Below are 17,215 nucleotides of genomic sequence, written 5' to 3'. Positions count from 1 at the left end.
AATTTGGCTGCGCCCGTCCGAGTACGGCGATCCCTATCCGATAACCAGGACCCTGCTCGAGGATGGCGCCCGCTGGTCGATCCTCACCGCCGAGCCTGTGCCCATCGCGGTCCCGGTGCGCATCCTGCAGGGCGGGGCCGACCCCGACGTCCCCTGGCGACATGCCTTGGAACTGGCCCAGGCGATCAAGGGCGAGGACGTGGTGTTCACCCTGGTCAAGGACGGCGACCATCGCCTCTCGCGCCCGCAGGACATCGACCGACTGATCGCGGCGGTGGAGGAGCTCTAACCGCCGGCTTCAAGGATCGCCGTCAGCCCTTCCCGGTAAGTCGGATAGGCCGGCCGCCAGCCGAGTTCGGCCTTCGCCCGCGCGTTCGAGACGCGTTTGCTCTCGGCGTAGAAGCGCAGGGCGGCGGCGGAGAGGTTGGCCTCCGCCAGCGGGACTTCAGGCGGCGGGGGTAGCCCCAGCAGGCCGGCCGCATAGGCGACGACGTCGGAATTCGGCGCCGGCTCGTCGTCGCAGAGGTTGTAGATCGCGCCCGCCCTGGGCCGCGCCATCGAGGCCTCCAGGCCCGCGGCCAGGTCATCCACATGGATGCGGGAGAACACCTGGCCGGCGCTCACGATCCGGCGCGCCCCGCCGGCCCGCAGGCGGTCGAGGGCCGATCGGCCGGGACCGTAGATGCCGGGCAGGCGGAAGATCGCCACCGTCAGCCCCATACCGCGGCCGACCTCCAGCCAGTCGCGCTCGGCGCCGACCCGGCGCGCGCCCTCGACGGACTGGGCGGAAAGCCGGCTCGCCTCGAACACCCACCCGCCGCCCCGGTCGCCGTAGACGCCGGTGGTGGAGAGATAGCCGGTCCCGTCGGGGAAGGCGCCGGCCGACGCCAGGGCCGGGGCCAGGGCCCGCAGCCCGGGACAGCCGCCGGCGTCTGGCGGGGCGGTGACCAGCAGGGCGTGACTCCGCGCCAATTCATCAGCCAGCCGGCCGCGGTCAGCGAGCGGGACCGCCGTAATCCCCTCGGCCTCCAGCCGCGCGGCGTCGGCGGGACCGCGCACGGTCGCGGCGACTGCCCAACCCTTGGGCTTAAGCCGGCGGGCAAGTGCGCGGGCCGAGTAGCCGTAGCCGAATGTGAACAGCCGCAATCGCTATTCCGCCGCCTGCAACGCACCCGCCGCCGTGGTCGCCGCGGCGCGCTCCGCGTTCCAGCAGGAGACGCTCGGGATCTTCGAGAGGTCGGCGCGATGCGCGTAGCGGCGGGCGACTTCGGCGATCTCCAGCAGCAGGCCGTCCTCCAGGGTGATCGGATCGAGGCCCAGCGCCAGCAGCCGGCGGTTCTCGACGAGGAGCTGGTTCTCGTCGGCCTCCTGCCGCGGATTGGGCAGGTGGGCGATCTCGGCCCCCGTCAGGCGGGCCACCATCTGGGCGAGGTCACGGACCCGCCAGCACTCGGTCATCTGATTCATCACCTTCACCCGCTCGCCGCGCCTGGGCGGATGCGACAGGGCCAGCTCCACGCAGCGCACCGTGTCCTGGATGTTGATGAACGCCCGCGTCTGGCCGCCGGCGCCGTGCACCGTCAGCGGATAGCCGACCGCGGCCTGCATCAGGAACCGGTTTAAGACCGTGCCGTAGTCGCCGTCGTAGTCGAAGCGGTTGATCAGCCTGGGATCGGCCCGGGTCTCGGCGGTCTGGGCGCCCCAGACGATCCCCTGGTGCAGGTCGGTGATCCGGACGCCGTCGTTCTTGGCATAGAACTGGAAGGCTAGCGCATCCTGGGTCTTGGTCAGGTGGTAGATCGAGCCGGGGGCGGCGGGATAGAGGATCTCGCACGGCGCCCAGCCGTCCGCGGTCTCCATCTGCACGGTCAGGTAGCCCTCGGGGATCGCCACGCCCGCCGAGCCGTAGCCGTAGACCCCCATGGTGCCCAGGTGCGCCAGATGGATGTCGAAGCCGCTCTCGACGATGGCGGCCAGCACGTCGTGGGTGGCGCAGACATTGTTGCCTACGGTGTAGCGCTTGTGGTGCGCCGACTTCATCGAATAGGGCGCGGCCCGCTGCTCGGCGAAATGGACGATGGCGTCGGGGCGGAAGCTCTTCAGCAGGCCGAGCAGGGCCTCGAAGTCCCGGCCGACGGTGAGCGCGTGCGCCGCGATGGTCCGGCCGGAGACCTCCGTCCAGGCGCAAAGCCGCGCCTTGAGGTCGGCGATGGGGGTCAGCGATCCGGCGCCCAGCTCCTCATCGATCCGCCGGCGCGAGCCGTTGTCGACGATGGCGACCTCATGGCCGCGGGCGGAGAGGTGCAGGGACGTCGGCCACCCGCAGAAGCCGTCGCCGCCGAGGATCAGAACGCGCATGCGCTGCTCCGTTCGAATTCCCCCGCGGAACGGCTAACGCACGGAACGCAGGTTCGCCAACCGAATCTGCGTCATCCGGTCGCACCGGGGCTAGGCTGGGAATGCGACAGGCCCGTGAAGGCGTCGAGCTACAGCAGCGCCTTGATCGCCGCGCGGGCCTCGTCGGCAAGGTCGGGGCGGCGAAGGGCGAAGGCGACGTTGGCGCGCAGCAGGCCGATCTTGTCGCCGCAGTCGTAGGTGGTCCCTTCGTACTCGAGCGCGTGGAAGGACTGGCTCTTCATGAGGTTGAACATGCCGTCGGTGAGCTGGATCTCGCCCCCGGCGCCCCGCTCCTGGGTCTCCAGGATCTCGAAGATCTCGGGCTGCAGGATGTAGCGGCCGGAGATGAACAGGTTCGAGGGCTCGGTCCCCGGCGCGGGCTTCTCGACCATGCCGGTCATGCGGTTCAGCCGGCCGTCATGACCGTCCAGCGCGACGATGCCGTACTTGTGGGCCTCTCCGTCCGGCGCCGGTTCCACGACGACGATGTTGCCGCCGACCTGGTCGTAGGCGTCCACCGCCTGGGCCAGCGCCGAGCGCTCGGCGGCCATCAGCATGTCCGGCAGCATCACCGCGAACGGCTCGTCGCCGATCACGTCCCTGGCGCACCACACCGCGTGGCCCAGGCCCAGCGGGGCCATCTGGCGGATGAAGCTCATCTCGCCGGGCTTCGGCAGGTCGCGGCGCACGTCGGCGAGGATCTCGGTCTTGCCCTTGGCCTCCAGGGCGGCCTCGATCTCGGGGTTTGAGTCGAAGTAGTCCTCGATGGCGCCCTGGCCGCGGCCGACGATGAACACGAAATGCTCGATGCCGGCGGCCCGGGCCTCCTCCACCACGTAGGAAAGGATCGGCCGGTCGACGACGTTCAGCAGGTTCTTCGGCGTGGTCTTGGCGCCCGGCAGGACCCGCGTCCCCATCCCCGCCACCGGCAGCACCGCCTTGCGAACCCGCTTGCTCATCGACCTCTCCGAACCTCGTCTGGCGGGACTAGATGACGTGGGGCTTGAAATCCATCGCCGGTGCGACGAAAAAGCACCTCGGACGCACGATCACGATTTCGGGAACTCACGAAGCCGTGTAAGAGTCGTCCTTTGTCGGGGGATAGTCCTCCAGGGGAGCAATCCATGAAACTGCGTATTATCACTTCGGTCGCTGCCGCTGCGGCCCTGGCCCTGAGCCTGTCCGCCTGCCAGAAGAAGGCTGAAGACACGGCCACCACCACGACCACCGCGACGGACTCGGCGACGACTCCGCCGGCGGCGGACGCTTCGGCGACGGCTCCGGCCGACGCCGGCAACACCACGGCTACGACCACCACCACCACGACCCCGTCGGCGGCCACCCCGCCCGCGACCGGCTCGATGTCGTCGAGCACGACCACGACCGAAAAGAAGTAAGTTTACGACCCTCTGGGTCTGGACTAGGCGCGGCCGCCCCTTAACGGGGGCGGCCGTTTCCTTTTGAGCTGTCCGCCGGCGAAGCCCGCGGTTACTCGACCGTCACCGACTTGGCGAGATTGCGCGGCTGGTCGACGTCGGCGCCCTTCTGCACGGCGACATAGTAGGCCAGGAGCTGGATCGGGGCGGCCATCACCAGGGCCGCGATCAGCGGATCGCAGCGTGGCGCCGTGACCACCACCCGGGCGCCGGCCGGCGCGTGGCGTTCGCCGTCGGGATCGGTGATGAACACGACCTGGCCGCCGCGGGCCATGACCTCGCTCATGTTCGATGCCGACTTCTCGAAGTAGCTGTCGAACGGCGCCAGGATGACGATCGGCGTTTCCTCGTCGACCAGCGCGATCGGCCCATGCTTCAGCTCGCCGGCGGCATAGCCCTCGGCGTGGATATAGCTGATCTCCTTGAGCTTCAGGGCCCCCTCCAGGGCCAGCGGGAACATCGGTCCGCGGCCGAGGAACAGCACGTCGCGGGCCTTGGCGACCTCGACGGCCACGGCGCGGACGGCGTCTTCGAGGTTAATCGATTCGGCGATCAACCGGGGGGCTTCCAGCAGGACGCGGACCAGCCGCTGTTCTTCGGCCTCGTCGATCCGCCCGCGCGCGCGGGCCGCGGCGACGGCCAGGGTGGTCAGCATGCTGACCTGGGCGGTGAAGGCCTTGGTCGAGGCGACGCCGATTTCCGGCCCGCAGTGGATCGGCCAGACCACGTCGGCCTCGCGGGCGATGGTCGACTCCACCGTATTGACCAGGGCGGCGCTTTTCATGCCTTTGGCCTGGCAGTAGCGCAGGGCGGCCAGGGTGTCGGCGGTTTCCCCCGACTGTGAGATGGCGATCGCGAGCGAGCCTGGGCGGAGCGACGGCTCGCGGTAGCGGAACTCCGAGGCGACCTCGACATCGACCGGCAGGTCGGCCATCTGCTCGATCAGGTATTTGCCCAGCATGCCCGCGATGTATGCCGTGCCGCAGGCCACGATCTGGATGCGGTCGAGCGAGGCGAAGTCGATGCCGCCCGGGATGGTGGTGCGGTCGGTAAGCGTGTCCACATAGGCCGCGATGGTGCGCTGGCACCCCTCAGGCTGGTCGTGGATCTCCTTTTCCATGAAGTGGCGGTAGTTGCCCTTCTCCATGATCGCAGCGGAGGCGGCCAGCGTCTTGATCGGCCGGTCGGCTGGAAGGCCCGCCTCGTCGAAGATCTTGGCCGAGTTGTGATCGATGACGACGTAGTCGCCGTCCTCGAGATAGGCCACGCGGTTGGTGAAAGGCCCGAGCGCCAGCCCGTCCGACCCGATGAACATCTCGCCGTCGCCGTAGCCCACCGCCAGCGGCGGCCCCTTGCGCGCGCCCAGGATCACCTCGCGCTCGCCGCCGACCAGCACGGCCAGCGCATAGGCCCCGCGCAGCTTGTCCAACGTCGCCTTGAAGGCGGCGGCCGGCGCCAGGCCGTCATTCAGCGCCTCGTCCACCAGGTGGGCCACCACCTCGGTATCGGTATCGCTGGAGAACACCCGGCCCTTGGCCTGCAGCTCGGCCTTCAGCTCGGCGAAGTTTTCGATGATGCCGTTGTGGACCACCGCCACATTCCCGGAGATATGCGGATGGGCGTTGCGTTCCGTGGGCGCGCCGTGGGTCGCCCAGCGGGTATGACCGATGCCGGTCTCGGCCAGCAGCGGCTCAGCCGCCACCACGGCTTCCAGCTCACGCAGTTTGCCCGGCGCGCGGCGGCGCTGCAGCTTGCCGTCGACCTGCGCGGCGAGGCCGGCGGAATCGTAGCCGCGGTATTCCAACCGCTTGAGACTCTCGATCAGACGCTCTGCGACCGGCTTGGTCCCGACGATGCCGATAATGCCGCACATGGGGTATGGCGTCCTTTTGTGATAGTTCCGTTGCGGCGGGTGAGGCCGCGAGACAGCGGCTTTACCATTCGCCAAAGGCACGTCGACTAAATCTGGGTTTCGGATCGTTTCGTGAGCACTCGATGAGCAAGCGCGCCTATTTCGGCACCGACGGCATCCGCGGTGAGGCCAACCGCTTTCCCATGACCGCCGAGGTGGCGTTGCGGGTCGGCATGGCGGCGGGCAAGCTGTTCATGTCCAAGGACGACCGCCGCCACCTGGTGGTGATCGGCAAGGACACGCGGCTGTCCGGCTACATGATCGAGCCGGCGCTGGTGGCCGGCTTCACATCCGTGGGCATGGACGTGCGCCTGTTCGGGCCGCTGCCGACGCCAGGCGTGGCGATGATGACCCGGTCACTGCGCGCCGACCTGGGCGTGATGATCTCGGCCTCGCACAACGCCTTTTCCGACAACGGCATCAAGCTGTTCGGCCCCGACGGCTACAAGCTTTCCGACGAGCGCGAGCTGGAGATCGAGGCCCTGATGGACCAGGGCCTCCAGGAGAACCTGGCCTCGCCGATGGGGCTTGGGCGCGTGCAGCGGATCGACGACAGTCAGGCGCGCTATGTGGAGATCGCCAAGGCGACCTTCCCGCGGCGGCTGAGCCTCTCGGGCATGCGCATCGTCATCGATTGCGCCAACGGCGCGGCCTACAAGGTGGCCCCCGAGGCGCTCTACGAGCTGGGCGCCGAGGTGATCCCGGTGGGCGTCGCGCCCAACGGCTTCAACATCAACGAGGAGGTCGGCTCCACCTCGCCGGCCGCCATGCAGAAGCTGGTCAAGGACTATCGCGCCGACATCGGCATCGCGCTGGATGGCGACGCCGACCGCTTGGTGATCTGCGATGAGAAGGGCCAGATCGTCGACGGCGACCAGATCATGGCGCTGATCGCCGGGCACTGGGCCTCGAAAGGTCGTCTCGCCGGCGGCGGCGTGGTGGCCACGGTGATGTCGAACCTCGGTCTCGAGCGGTTCCTCAAGGCGCGCAAGCTGACGCTGGAGCGCACGCCAGTCGGCGACCGCGCGGTGATGGCGCGCATGCGCGAGGGCGGCTTCAACCTGGGCGGCGAACAGTCCGGCCACATCATCCTCTCCGACTTCTCCACCACCGGCGACGGCCTGCTGGCCGCCCTGCAGGTGCTGGCGGTGCTGAAGGAAGGCGACAAGCCGATGAGCGCACTCGCCCGCCAGTTCGAGCCCGTCCCGCAGAAGCTGGAGAACGTCCGCTTCGGGTCCGGCAAGCCGCTGGAGGACGCCGAGGTGCAGGGGGCGATCGCCAGCGCCGAGGAGCGCCTCAACGGCTCGGGCCGCATCCTGGTCCGCGCCTCCGGCACCGAGCCGCTGATCCGCATCATGGCCGAGGGCGACGACGAGAAGCTGGTTTCACAAGTGGTCAAGGAGATCGCCGGCGCGGTGAAGAAGGCCGCCGTAGCCGCCTAAGGGGAAACGGCGCTCGCCGGAGGTGCTGACGCCGCTGCCGAAGGGGGATCGACCCGGCGGTAGAGTTCGATGCGTCCGCCCTTCCACGGGAAGCTTTGGACCAGGGTCTGATTCGGAAGGTGGCTGACGAAGTCGTGGGCTAGCGCCGAGTTCTTCGTGGTCCAATGGAATTGGTCGGGCGCGTAGCCGACCGTTGCGACGCCTGGGTCTGGTGATGCGACCAGGCTAAAGTCAGCGTCCTTGAATGCAGGTGCTTTCGGGGCGCCTGGAAGGGCATCGATCCGCGTGACGTCCAGTCGTCCGCCGGTCTTTTCAAAATATCTAAGATTTAGATTCGGCTCGGGATATATGGTGTCTTCATAGTAGACGTTGAGACCAGTGTCCGCGTCCTTCCGCAGCGCAATGATCTTGTTTGTGACCGTCTCGTAGACCGATACGGCGTAGTCTTGGTCTCGTAGTTGCTGCGGGGTCAGCGGCCGGCGGTACGATTCGAACGTTGAAAGAAAGCAACCGGCGATGAGTAGCGCTCCTATGGCGAGCGACCATCGGCGACCTTCCGAAGCGATGTCGGCGGCCAGCGCAAGCGTCATCCCCAAGGCGATTCCAATAAACAGGCCCGCGAACTCGATATTCGACGTCTTTGCGAAGATCAGCGGCGCGGCGAACAGTGCGAGCGTGGGCAATCCGAGCACAAGAGGGAGCCACAATTCCGCTCGCCGGCTCCGCAATGCGATGTAGATCGAAATCGCAGCTGTCAGCGGCAGAAGCCAGGCCACAGGGCCCCAGGCAGGGTTCGCGGTTGGCCCATAGAATTCGGTGCGGCCAAGCCAGCTGAGCCCGTCGGTCCAGGTGCTCGACAACGCGGCTTTGATGTACTGGATGGTGTTGAAATGCGAATGGCTCCCGTAGAGCAGGAACAGGCCGTAGGGGCCCGCGATCAGTGCGGTCTCCAGCGCGATGTCTCGCCACCGTCCCAGCATCGCCTTCAGAGCTTCGACGATGGAAGACGCGAGGCTGCGGCCCGGCGCCTCGGTCGAATTGAGCAGGGCGGCCACAAACTCGAAATAGCCCAACATGATCAGAGCCAGCGGCGGCACGTAGAAGGCCGTCAGCTTACAGAGGACCGCCGCCCCCATCAGCGCCGAGGCGGCCAGCCAATCACGGCGTGACATCGTCCGCACGGCCTGGACAAAGACGTAGATCGACAGTGCGGCGAAGAACCCGCCCTTCCAGTCCGACTTCAGATTGGTGAGGCTATAGACAGTCAGCGGATGGAAGCTCAGCGCCAGCAGAAGCGGCGCCAGGACGTGGGGCGGTCGCCGCGCCAGCGTCGGCCACGCCAGCCACAGACCTAGCGCCAGTGGCGCGACGTTCAGGGCATAGGGCCCCCAAACCCGGCCCCCGCTGACGAGATAACCCAGCATCGCCTGGATGTCGGCGATGGGGCTGTGCGGTGCGAGATCCTGCGCCTTCAGCGCAAGGCCAAGCAGCGAGGCCGCGCCGCTCGCGGTCTGTAGCCTGAGCAGGGCCAGATCGAGGACGCTGCAGTCGTCCCACGGGATAATCCTGGAGAACTGGCCGCCGTGGAAGGCGGCGTACAGCAGGAAGGCCTCGAGGAGTAAGAGTAGCCCCCAGCTCGCCCAAAGCAGCTCTTTTGGCGAACGCCACTCGGTCTTCGACTCCATTTTTGGTGCTCCCCCAAGCAGCCGGCTACCGTCCCTGCCTCAGGCAGGACTCATCTGCGTTTTCCGAAATACCCAGAAACGGCAGAGTACGAAGTTCACAACGGTGTAGCTGACCATAGCGAGAACCTGCGCCGCGAAGTGCATAAGTTGGCTGGGACCCAGCGCCCGTCCGACGATTAGGAGCGCCACCTGGTTGACTACAAAGGCGATCGCCAGGCTGGCGACGAACTTAGGCCCCGTAAGCTCCGCTTCGGCGGCGCGGCGGAACACGAAGACCCGGGACATCACGTAACTCAGCACCATGCCCGCGGCATAGCCGATGGCGTTGGCGACTTGAGGATTGATGTGCAGCCGAAGGTCGAGCGCCGAGGTGATTCCAAGACCGAGGGCCGTGTTGGCCGCGCCCACCAGGCCGAAGCGCAGGATCTCGCCGACGAGCTCACCCATTGCGCGGTTTGCGGGGCTCCGCTGTCACGATCTCGTCGATGAGATAGAGCGGCCGGCCTTTCACCTGCATGTAGGTGCGCCCGAGATAGGCGCCCATGATCGCGATGCAGAAGAATTGGCCCACGCCGAAGAAGACGGTGATCAGCGCCAAGCTGCTCCAGCCGCGTGTCGCCTGGCCAAAGAAATAGCCGATCAGGATGTAGACCACGATGGCAAAGCCCATGGCGATGCCGACGAAGGCCAAGATGATCGCCAGATTGAGCGGCGCGGTGGAAAAGCCCGTCAGTCCCGCCAACGCCAGGCGAATCATCTTGCTAAGGGTGTATTTGGTCTCGCCGGCGTAGCGCGGATCACGGTCGTAGAGAATCTCGGTCTGCCGTCCGCCCAGCCAGGCCACCATGCCGCGGATAAAGCGGTCCTGCTCGGGCATGGCGTTCAGTCGGTCGGCGATCCGACGGGAAATGAGGCGAAAGTCGCCGACGTCCTGCGGAATGTTCACCTCCGATATCGAGCCCAGGAGGCGGTAAAAGAGCTTCGCCGTCGCCACCTTGAAGTGCGTTTCGTCGGCCCGGGCTCGGCGGCGAGCGTAAATGACCTCGAAGCCGTCTGCGCCCAGCTTCATCATGTCCGCCAGCATTTCAGGTGGATCCTGCAGGTCCGCGTCAATGATCAGGATCCAATCGCCGCGCACGATCGACATGCCGGCGGTCACGGCGAGTTGGTGGCCATGATTGCGGGCCAGGTTTACCCGGACGATGCGGGGATCGCCGCGGCTAAGCGTCTCGATTATGTTCCAGGTACGATCCCGTGAGCCGTCATTGACGAAGATGATCTCATAGGAGGCGCCGGCGACGGCGCGACACGCCGCGGTCATTCGGTCGGCAAAGGCCGGCAATGTCTCCTGCTCGTTATAGCAGGGGACGACTACCGATACCTTCGGGGCGCGCACGGGCCGCCGCGCGGTCGACGGCTTGGAGGCGCGCACCGCGACGGTCTTGGACGCAGTTGCGCTAGGCCGCTTCGCCAAGGGATTCTCTCAAAAAGGCCATGGGCTTGGCCGTGACATAGCAGCCAAGGCTTAACCAAATCCGATGCCGGCGTCACGACGTTCGCCTGCGTTCGGGTTCGCGGGGCTGCGGCAACCCTACCCAAGCCGTAAGGATTATGACAAATTAGCAATGTCCTGGCCGCTCGACCGGCGGGGATTCGAAAAAAAAGAGCGTGGGAGAAACAATGGGTCGCCACCTCGCTTTCGGAGGCGCGCCGCGGTTGGTGGGCCGAAGCGTCAGTTCGCTCGCCTGCCTCGCGTTCGTCTTGCTTCTGGCTCTGGCCTTCTGGGCGGGCGCCCTGTGGATCGGCCAGGTCCTGTTGCGGATCAGCGCCTCGGGCTCCTGATCTTCAGGAGCCGGGCCCGGATCGCTTCCTAGGCCGCCGGCCGGCCTACGCTGGTGTAGGCGAAGCCGCGGGCGCGCATGTCGTCGGGCTTGTAGATGTTGCGCAGGTCGATCAGCACCGGAGCCTTCATCAGCAGCTTGATGCGGTCGAGGTCGAGCGCCCGGAACTGGTCCCATTCGGTGATGATCACCAGGACGTCGGCGCCCGCGGCCGCGCCGTAGGCGTCGTCCTTGAAGTCCACGTCGCGGAGCAGCTGGCGGGCCTCGTGGGCGCCCTCCGGATCGAAGGCCTGGACGCGGGCGCCCTGGGCCTGCAACGCGGGCACGATGTCGAGCGAGGGCGCGTCGCGCATGTCATCGGTGTTGGGCTTGAAGGTGAGGCCCAGTACGCCCACGGTCTTGCCCTTGAGGTTGGCGCCGATCGCCTTGCCGACCTTCGCGGCCATCGCCTTCTTGCGCGCGTCATTGATCCGCACGGTGGTCTCGATCAGCTCAACCGGCGCGCCGGCCTCGCGCGCGGTGCGCACCAGGGCCAGGGTGTCCTTCGGGAAGCAGGAGCCGCCGTAGCCGGGCCCGGCGTTCAGGAACTTCCCGCCGATCCGCTTGTCGAGGCCGATGCCCCTGGCCACCTGCTGGACGTCGGCGCCGACCGCCTCGCACAGGGTCGCTACTTCGTTGATGAAGGTGATCTTCATCGCCAGGAAGGCGTTGGCCGCGTACTTGGTCAGCTCGCTCGTCCGCCGGTCGGTGAAGACAATCGGCGTCTCGTTGAGATAGAGCGGCCGGTAGAGCTCCCGCATCAGCGCCTGGGCCCGCGGCTCGGTGGTCCCGACCACAACGCGGTCGGGCCGCTTGAAGTCCTCGATGGCCGCGCCCTCGCGCAGGAACTCCGGGTTGGAGACCACGGCGATGTCGGCGTCTGGCCGCACGCGCCGCATGATCGTCTCGATCTCGTCGCCGGTGCCGACCGGCACCGTGGACTTGGTGACCACCACGGTGAAGCCGTCGATCCAGCCCGCGACCTCCTCGGCGGCGGCGTAGACGTAGGAAAGGTCCGCGTGGCCGTCGCCGCGGCGCGACGGCGTGCCGACCGCGATGAACACCGCGTCGGCGGCGCGCACGGCTTCGGAGGCGTCGGTGGAGAAGAACAGCCGCCCGGCCTTGACGTTCTGGGCGACCAGCAGGTCGAGGCCCGGCTCGTAGATCGGGATGCCGCCGGCCTGCAGGCGCTCGATCTTCGCCGCATCCTTGTCGATGCAGGTGACGGTGTGCCCGAAGTCGGCGAAACAGGCGCCGCTGACGAGGCCCACATAGCCCGTCCCGATCATAGCCACGTGCATGAAAGACCACTCCGTTGTGCGCCGGTGGCGCTTTCAGCACGTCGCCAGCCTTTGCGCCAGCGCCCGGCGTGGAAACCCGCCGTCAAGGTCAGGCTGCCGAGGCCGGTCAGATCGCCTTGCGCTGCGCCTGCCAGAGCTTGAGGCGGTAATAGTGAGTCATGAAGCCGGAGTCGGGTTCGCGGCGGGTCGCCAGCCGGGTAAGCTGCGTCAAGCTGCGCCACACTAGGCCCGGAAGCTGCGCGATGAGTGCGAACACCGACGGTCGGCGCCAGGCAGGATCGCGGTCGCGGTTCACGATGGCGCGCGACACTGCCATGCGTCGTGCGGCGCTCATGAGACTTTCAATGGTCAGGCGCTTGGCGTCGAAGTTGTGCTCGACGGCGACGGCGGGCAGGTAGCGAATCTTCATTCCGGCGTCCTGTAGCGCCCAGCCGAACATCGTGTCCTCGAAATTGCCAGAGGCGCCAGGTCCCAAGCGGGTGTCATAGGGCCCCACCCGATCGAAGGCCTTGCGGCTGACGGCCATATTGGCGCCGACCAGGCCCTCAGGCGGATCGTCCGGATCCTCGACGCCGGCGACCCAGACGCGAAGCGCGCCTGTCAGCCAAGGGCGATCCAAATGGGGCGCCAACAGCACGCCTCCCTGCACGGCGTCGACCGCGCCGGAAAGAATCGGCTGGCACATGTCTTCGATCCAGTTGACCGGCACCCGGACGTCGTCGTCGGTCATCAGCAGAACCGATCCGGCGCTGACCGTAACACCCGTGTTCAGTCCGTTGCTCTTACCCCGGCGCGGCTCGAATACGTACCGCGCTTCCATGCCGGGCAGGGTGGCCTCCGAGAAGATGCGCTTGGTTTCGTCGGAAGACCCGTTGTCGACCACGATCAGTTCGACGCGCCAGGCTGGGGGAACCCGGGCTCGCCCGAGACTGGCCAGCATGTCCCGAAGGTCAGCGCACCGGTCCTTCGTGCAGACGATGATCGAGACGTCGGCATTGCGCGCTGAACTGTCTGGGGGGCGGGTATGGGTCATGAACCTTCAAATATTGAGCAATCTATGAGCGGAGCACTTCTGCCAGACGAAGACGGTCCGTCTCCTTAGATTTCCTGATTGTAGGCGCCAACCTGCGGACGCTTGGCCAGGCGCGGTTTCACCTCCTTGTGGAACAGGGCGCGCATGTCGTCCTCGCTCTGCGTGCTTTCCACGACCACCACGATCTCCGGCTTGTTGGAGGAGGCGCGGACCAGCACCCAGGAGCCGTCCTCCAGCGCCACGCGCACGCCGTTGACGGTGATCAGGTCGGCGATCCGGCGGCCGAGGATCTTGCCGCCGGCGTCGCGGAGCGCGGTGTATTCGGCGACCACCTCGTCGACCAGGCCGTACTTCACCTCGTCGGCCACATGCGGGCTCATGGTGAGCGAGGTGTAGGCGACCGGCAGCGCCTTCTTGAGGTCCGAGAGCTTCTTGTCCGGATTGCGGTCGAGCATGGAGAGGATCGCGGCGGCCGCCACGATGCCATCGTCGTAGCCGCGGCCGATCGGCGGATTGAAGAAGAAGTGGCCGGATTTCTCGAACCCGGCGAGCGCGCCCAACTCGGCGGTCTTGCGCTTGATGTAGGAGTGGCCGGTCTTCCAGTAGACAGTCTTGGCGCCGTTCTTCTTCAGCACCTCGTCGGTGGCGAACAGGCCGGTGGACTTCACGTCGACCACGAAGGTGGCGTCCTTGTGCAGGGCCGACAGGTCCCTCGCCAGCATCAGGCCGATCTTGTCGGCGAAGATTTCCTCGCCCTCGTCGTCGACCACGCCGCAGCGGTCGCCGTCGCCGTCGAAGCCCAGCGCCAGGTCGGCGTCGTGCTGGCGCACGGCGTCGGCCATGGCGTGCAGCATGACGCTGTCTTCCGGGTTCGGGTTGTACTTGGGGAAATTCCAGTCGAGCTGGCAGTCCATTTCCACCACCACCGCCACGCCCATGCGGCGCAGGGCCTCGGGCGCGAAGGCCCCCGCCGTGCCGTTGCCGCAGGCGCAGACCACCTTCAGGGGCCGCGAGATACTGGCGCGCGAGGCGGCGTCAGCAATGTAGCGCTCGGCGACGCCGCCGACGTGGGCCAGCGAGCCGTCCGGACGCTGCTTCCAGGTCCCGGTCAGCACGATCTCCTTCAGCCGGCCCATCTCGTCGGGGCCGAAGGTCAGCGGCCGCTGGGCGCCCATCTTCACGCCGGTCCAACCGTACTCGTTGTGGCTGGCGGTGACCATGGCGACACAGGGCGCGTCGAGGTCGAACTGGGCGAAATAGGCCATCGGCGAGGTGGCCAGCCCGATGTCGATCACCTCGCACCCGGCGGCCACCAGCCCTATGGTCAGCGCCTGCTTGATGCTCAGCGAATAGGACCGGTAATCGTGGCCGATGACGATGCGTTTCTGGCCGAGCTCGTGGATGTAGGTCCCGAGGCCCAGGCCCAGCGCCTGCACGCCCAGCAGGTTGATCTCCGGCCCGAACAGCCAGCGCGCATCGTATTCCCGAAAACCGGTCGCCTTCACCAGCGGCTGGTTCTCGAAATCGTAGGTGTTGGAGACGAGGTCGGCGCGGGGAGCGGGCAGCATCGGGACTCCGGGATTTCGGACTTGTGATGACGGGCCAGTGCTAGCCGTAAAGGCCCTTCAGGAAGGTATACTGCGCCCGGCGCTACATCACACCGGCGCGCAGGATGTCGTGGACGTGCAGGATGCCGACCGGCTTTCCGGCCTCGACCACGAAGAGCACGGTGACCGCCGGCGGCGGGTCGCTCATCAGCGCCAGGGCCTCCGAGGCCAGCATGCCGGGCGGCACGGTCTTCTTCGGCCCGGCGGTCATCACCTCGCCGGCGGTGTGCGACATCAGGCCTTCAATGTGGCGGCGCAGGTCGCCGTCGGTGATGGCTCCGGTCAGGCGCCCGTCGGCGCCGGTCACGCCGATGATCCCCCAGCGCTTCTCAGTCATCACCAGCAGCGCGTCCTTCATCGGTGTCGCGGCGGCCACCAGCGGCAGTTCGTCCGCGCCGTGCATCAGGTCGCCGACCGTGCGCAGCATCGCGCCGAGCTTGCCGCCGGGGTGGAAGACCCGGAAATCTGACGGCTTGAAGCCGCGCCGCTCGAGCAGCGCGACGGCCAGGGCGTCGCCAAGCGCGATCTGCAGCGTGGTGGAGGTGGTCGGCGCATTGACCTCCACCGTGGCCTCATTGGCGTCGGCGAGCTTGAGGACCGCGTCGGCGGCCTGGCCCAGGGCGCTCCCGGGCTCGGCCGTCAGCGCGATCAGCGGGATCGAGAAGCGCTTTGCATAGGCGATCACATCGGCCAGCTCCGGCGCCTCGCCGGATTTCGACAGGCCCAGGATCACGTCGTCAGGGGTGATCATGCCAAGATCGCCGTGGCTCGCCTCAGCCGGATGCACGAAGAACGCCGAGGAGCCGGTGGAGGCGAAGGTGGCGGCGATCTTGCGCGCCACGTGGCCGGACTTGCCCATGCCGGTGCAGACGATCCGGCCCTTGGAGGCGAACAGCAGGTCCACGGCCTGGGTGAAGCTGTCGTCGAGCGCGGCCGATTGGGCGGTGAGCGCCTCGGCCTCGGCGGCGAGCACCCGGCGGCCGACCGCGATGGCGTCGAAGCCGCTCGTTGCGCGCCCCTCCCTCGATGCGCCCAGGTCCTTCATTGCAGCCGGTCTCTCATTGGGACGGCGCGAGCGCCTGGGATTGCAAAGTCCGCACCTGGTCGCGCGCCTGGGAGCCGTTGCGCTGGGCGGCTGCGGTCTCGCGCTTCATGGCGGCCTGCATGGCCGGCGTCCGCTGCAGCGGGACCGAGCCGAACGGGTCGGGCGAACGGTCGCCGAACCCCTGGGGCCAGACCATCGCCAGGGCGACGGCGGCCACGGCGGCCAGCGCCAGGATCGGTAGGTAGAGGCGGTCGAGCATGGGGCTCTATAGCCGCTCCCCCGCGCCGGACCAATCCGTCGTCGTCCCGCCCCCTCGTCGTCCCGCCCCCTCGTCGTCCCGCCCCGTCGTCGCTCGCGTTCTGCTTGACGGATCGGACGCCCGCCCCTAGCGGCTGGTCACCGTCCCGCCTGCAGGAGTGATCCGAGCCTTGCCGACCCTGATCCTGCTGCGCCACGGCCAGAGCCAGTGGAACCTGGAGGACCGCTTCACCGGCTGGGTGGACGTGGACCTGACCCCCGAAGGCGAGGCCCAGGCGACGAAGGGCGGCGAGCTGATCGCCGCCGAGGGGCTGGCGCTCGACCGTTGCTACACCTCGGTGCTGACGCGGGCGATCCGCACGTCGTGGCTGGCGCTTGCCGCCTGCGGCCAAGCCTTCGTGCCCGAGGTCAAGCACTGGCGGCTGAACGAGCGCCACTACGGCGGCCTCACCGGCCTCAACAAGACCGAGACGGCCGCCAAGCACGGCGAGGCGCAGGTGAAGATCTGGCGGCGCTCCTACGACGTGCCGCCGCCGCCGCTCCCGCCCGGGAGCGAGTTCGACTTCTCCAAGGACCGCCGCTACGCCGGCGTGACCCTGCCGGCCACCGAGAGCCTGAAGGACACGCTGGAGCGCGTGCAGCCGTACTGGGAGGGCGAGATCGTCCCGCGTCTGGCGGCCGGCGAGACCCTGCTGATCGCCGCCCACGGCAATTCGCTGCGGGCCATCGCCAAGCTGCTCTTCGGCCTCGACGGCGAGACCGTCGTCGGCGTCGAGATCCCCACCGGCAATCCGCTGCGCATCGAGCTCGATGGCGCCCTGAAACCGACGGCGGCCCGCTATCTCGATCAGGCCCGCGCGCAGCCGCTGCCGGCCATCGCATAAGGTGCGGCGATGACCACGCCGGACGACGAGACCCCGATGCGGCGCGCGATTTCCCTCGCGCGCGCCAACGTCGGCCTGACCGGCGACAATCCGTCGGTCGGCTGCGTGATCGTCAGGGACGGGGTCGTCGTGGGCGAGGCGGCCACCGCGCCGGGCGGGCGTCCCCACGCCGAGGAGCAGGCGCTCGACCGGGCCGGGGCGGCGGCCCGGGGCGCAACCGCCTACGTCACCCTGGAACCCTGCGGCGAGCGGACGGCAGGGCACGCGTCCTGCGGTGAGCGGCTGGCGGCGGCCGGCGTCTCGCGCGTGGTGGTGGCCTGCACGGACGCCTCGGC

The 17,215-nt window shown here is 67.8% G+C and carries 16 protein-coding genes and 1 pseudogene; 5 read left to right on the top strand and 12 right to left on the bottom strand.

From position 1 onward, the window contains the following. Positions 1-289: pseudogene (locus JWP28_RS12380) on the top strand (alpha/beta hydrolase); the annotation flags it as partial. On the opposite strand, the gene JWP28_RS12375 reads toward JWP28_RS12380, so the two are convergent. The 3 genes from JWP28_RS12375 to JWP28_RS12365 all read right to left on the bottom strand — a co-directional run bounded on the left by JWP28_RS12375 (position 286) and on the right by JWP28_RS12365 (position 3,356). Then, positions 286-1,146, bottom strand: a complete 861-nt coding sequence (locus tag JWP28_RS12375) for an SDR family oxidoreductase (protein WP_299543279.1) — start codon at positions 1,144-1,146, stop codon at positions 286-288. The pseudogene JWP28_RS12380 and the gene JWP28_RS12375 overlap by 4 nt on opposite strands. Positions 1,147-1,149: 3 nt before the next feature. Further along, positions 1,150-2,358 carry an NAD-dependent epimerase/dehydratase family protein gene (locus JWP28_RS12370; protein WP_299543277.1) on the bottom strand — a complete coding sequence of 403 codons (1,209 nt, stop codon included), beginning with the start codon at positions 2,356-2,358 and terminating at the stop codon, positions 1,150-1,152. 128 nt (positions 2,359-2,486) lie between these two features. After that, the gene (locus JWP28_RS12365) at positions 2,487-3,356 is read right to left on the bottom strand and encodes a UTP--glucose-1-phosphate uridylyltransferase (protein ID WP_299543275.1); all 870 of its coding nucleotides are present in this window, start codon (positions 3,354-3,356) and stop codon (positions 2,487-2,489) included. 165 nt (positions 3,357-3,521) lie between these two features. On the opposite strand from JWP28_RS12365, the gene JWP28_RS12360 reads away from it, so the two are divergent. Next, positions 3,522-3,794, top strand: coding sequence for a hypothetical protein (locus JWP28_RS12360; protein ID WP_299543274.1), 273 nt, complete (start codon positions 3,522-3,524; stop codon positions 3,792-3,794). Positions 3,795-3,885: 91 nt separating this feature from the next. On the opposite strand, the gene glmS is transcribed toward JWP28_RS12360, so the two are convergent. Then, on the bottom strand, positions 3,886-5,706 hold the full coding sequence (gene glmS, locus JWP28_RS12355) for a glutamine--fructose-6-phosphate transaminase (isomerizing) (protein ID WP_299543272.1): 1,821 nt from the start codon (positions 5,704-5,706) through the stop codon (positions 3,886-3,888). Positions 5,707-5,828: 122 nt separating this feature from the next. Between glmS and glmM the strand changes: the two genes are divergently transcribed. After that, on the top strand, positions 5,829-7,187 hold the full coding sequence (gene glmM, locus JWP28_RS12350) for a phosphoglucosamine mutase (protein ID WP_299543270.1): 1,359 nt from the start codon (positions 5,829-5,831) through the stop codon (positions 7,185-7,187). On the opposite strand, the gene JWP28_RS12345 is transcribed toward glmM, so the two are convergent. The 8 genes from JWP28_RS12345 to JWP28_RS12310 all read right to left on the bottom strand — a co-directional run bounded on the left by JWP28_RS12345 (position 7,184) and on the right by JWP28_RS12310 (position 15,997). Then, a complete protein-coding gene (locus JWP28_RS12345; RefSeq protein ID WP_299543268.1) occupies positions 7,184-8,872 on the bottom strand; it encodes a glycosyltransferase family 39 protein in 1,689 nt (562 codons plus the stop codon). The genes glmM and JWP28_RS12345 overlap by 4 nt on opposite strands. A 39-nt stretch (positions 8,873-8,911) precedes the next feature. After that, positions 8,912-9,319, bottom strand: a complete 408-nt coding sequence (locus JWP28_RS12340) for a GtrA family protein (RefSeq protein WP_299543267.1) — start codon at positions 9,317-9,319, stop codon at positions 8,912-8,914. Next, entirely contained in the window at positions 9,312-10,346 is a 1,035-nt protein-coding gene (locus JWP28_RS12335; protein ID WP_299543265.1) for a glycosyltransferase family 2 protein, read from the bottom strand. The genes JWP28_RS12340 and JWP28_RS12335 overlap by 8 nt, the downstream gene beginning before the upstream one ends. Before the next feature lie 396 nt (positions 10,347-10,742). Further along, positions 10,743-12,053, bottom strand: coding sequence for a UDP-glucose/GDP-mannose dehydrogenase family protein (locus tag JWP28_RS12330; RefSeq protein ID WP_299543264.1), 1,311 nt, complete (start codon positions 12,051-12,053; stop codon positions 10,743-10,745). 106 nt (positions 12,054-12,159) lie between these two features. Continuing rightward, positions 12,160-13,086: a glycosyltransferase gene (locus tag JWP28_RS12325; protein ID WP_299543262.1), complete on the bottom strand. Its 927-nt coding sequence runs from the start codon at positions 13,084-13,086 to the stop codon at positions 12,160-12,162. A gap of 65 nt (positions 13,087-13,151) precedes the next feature. Further along, positions 13,152-14,654, bottom strand: coding sequence for a phosphomannomutase/phosphoglucomutase (locus tag JWP28_RS12320; RefSeq protein WP_299543261.1), 1,503 nt, complete (start codon positions 14,652-14,654; stop codon positions 13,152-13,154). 82 nt (positions 14,655-14,736) lie between these two features. Next, positions 14,737-15,738 carry a KpsF/GutQ family sugar-phosphate isomerase gene (locus JWP28_RS12315; protein WP_299543260.1) on the bottom strand — a complete coding sequence of 334 codons (1,002 nt, stop codon included), beginning with the start codon at positions 15,736-15,738 and terminating at the stop codon, positions 14,737-14,739. 13 nt (positions 15,739-15,751) lie between these two features. Continuing rightward, positions 15,752-15,997, bottom strand: coding sequence for a hypothetical protein (locus tag JWP28_RS12310; protein WP_299543258.1), 246 nt, complete (start codon positions 15,995-15,997; stop codon positions 15,752-15,754). Positions 15,998-16,166: 169 nt separating this feature from the next. Between JWP28_RS12310 and gpmA the strand changes: the two genes are divergently transcribed. Beyond that, the gene (gene gpmA / locus JWP28_RS12305; RefSeq protein ID WP_299543256.1) at positions 16,167-16,880 is read left to right on the top strand and encodes a 2,3-diphosphoglycerate-dependent phosphoglycerate mutase; all 714 of its coding nucleotides are present in this window, start codon (positions 16,167-16,169) and stop codon (positions 16,878-16,880) included. Positions 16,881-16,889: 9 nt separating this feature from the next. Continuing rightward, the coding region (locus JWP28_RS12300) for a deaminase (RefSeq protein WP_299543254.1) at positions 16,890-17,215 on the top strand (326 nt) is incomplete at its 3' end.

Source organism: Phenylobacterium sp., assembly GCF_028290885.1.
Taxonomy (GTDB): Bacteria; Pseudomonadota; Alphaproteobacteria; order Caulobacterales; family Caulobacteraceae; genus Phenylobacterium.
The sequence above is the reverse complement of the archived record's forward strand: the minus strand, read 5'-3'. Positions and strand labels throughout refer to the sequence as shown.

Coding starts and splice junctions, on each gene's coding strand:
- JWP28_RS12370 (WP_299543277.1), bottom strand. CDS start 2,358: ATGCGCGTTCTGATCCTCGGCGGCGACGGCTTCTGCGGGTGGCCGACG.
- JWP28_RS12365 (WP_299543275.1), bottom strand. CDS start 3,356: ATGAGCAAGCGGGTTCGCAAGGCGGTGCTGCCGGTGGCGGGGATGGGG.
- JWP28_RS12360 (WP_299543274.1), top strand. CDS start 3,522: ATGAAACTGCGTATTATCACTTCGGTCGCTGCCGCTGCGGCCCTGGCC.
- glmS (WP_299543272.1), bottom strand. CDS start 5,706: ATGTGCGGCATTATCGGCATCGTCGGGACCAAGCCGGTCGCAGAGCGT.
- glmM (WP_299543270.1), top strand. CDS start 5,829: ATGAGCAAGCGCGCCTATTTCGGCACCGACGGCATCCGCGGTGAGGCC.
- JWP28_RS12345 (WP_299543268.1), bottom strand. CDS start 8,872: ATGGAGTCGAAGACCGAGTGGCGTTCGCCAAAAGAGCTGCTTTGGGCG.
- JWP28_RS12340 (WP_299543267.1), bottom strand. CDS start 9,319: ATGGGTGAGCTCGTCGGCGAGATCCTGCGCTTCGGCCTGGTGGGCGCG.
- JWP28_RS12330 (WP_299543264.1), bottom strand. CDS start 12,053: ATGCACGTGGCTATGATCGGGACGGGCTATGTGGGCCTCGTCAGCGGC.
- JWP28_RS12325 (WP_299543262.1), bottom strand. CDS start 13,086: ATGACCCATACCCGCCCCCCAGACAGTTCAGCGCGCAATGCCGACGTC.
- JWP28_RS12320 (WP_299543261.1), bottom strand. CDS start 14,654: ATGCTGCCCGCTCCCCGCGCCGACCTCGTCTCCAACACCTACGATTTC.
- JWP28_RS12315 (WP_299543260.1), bottom strand. CDS start 15,738: ATGAAGGACCTGGGCGCATCGAGGGAGGGGCGCGCAACGAGCGGCTTC.
- JWP28_RS12310 (WP_299543258.1), bottom strand. CDS start 15,997: ATGCTCGACCGCCTCTACCTACCGATCCTGGCGCTGGCCGCCGTGGCC.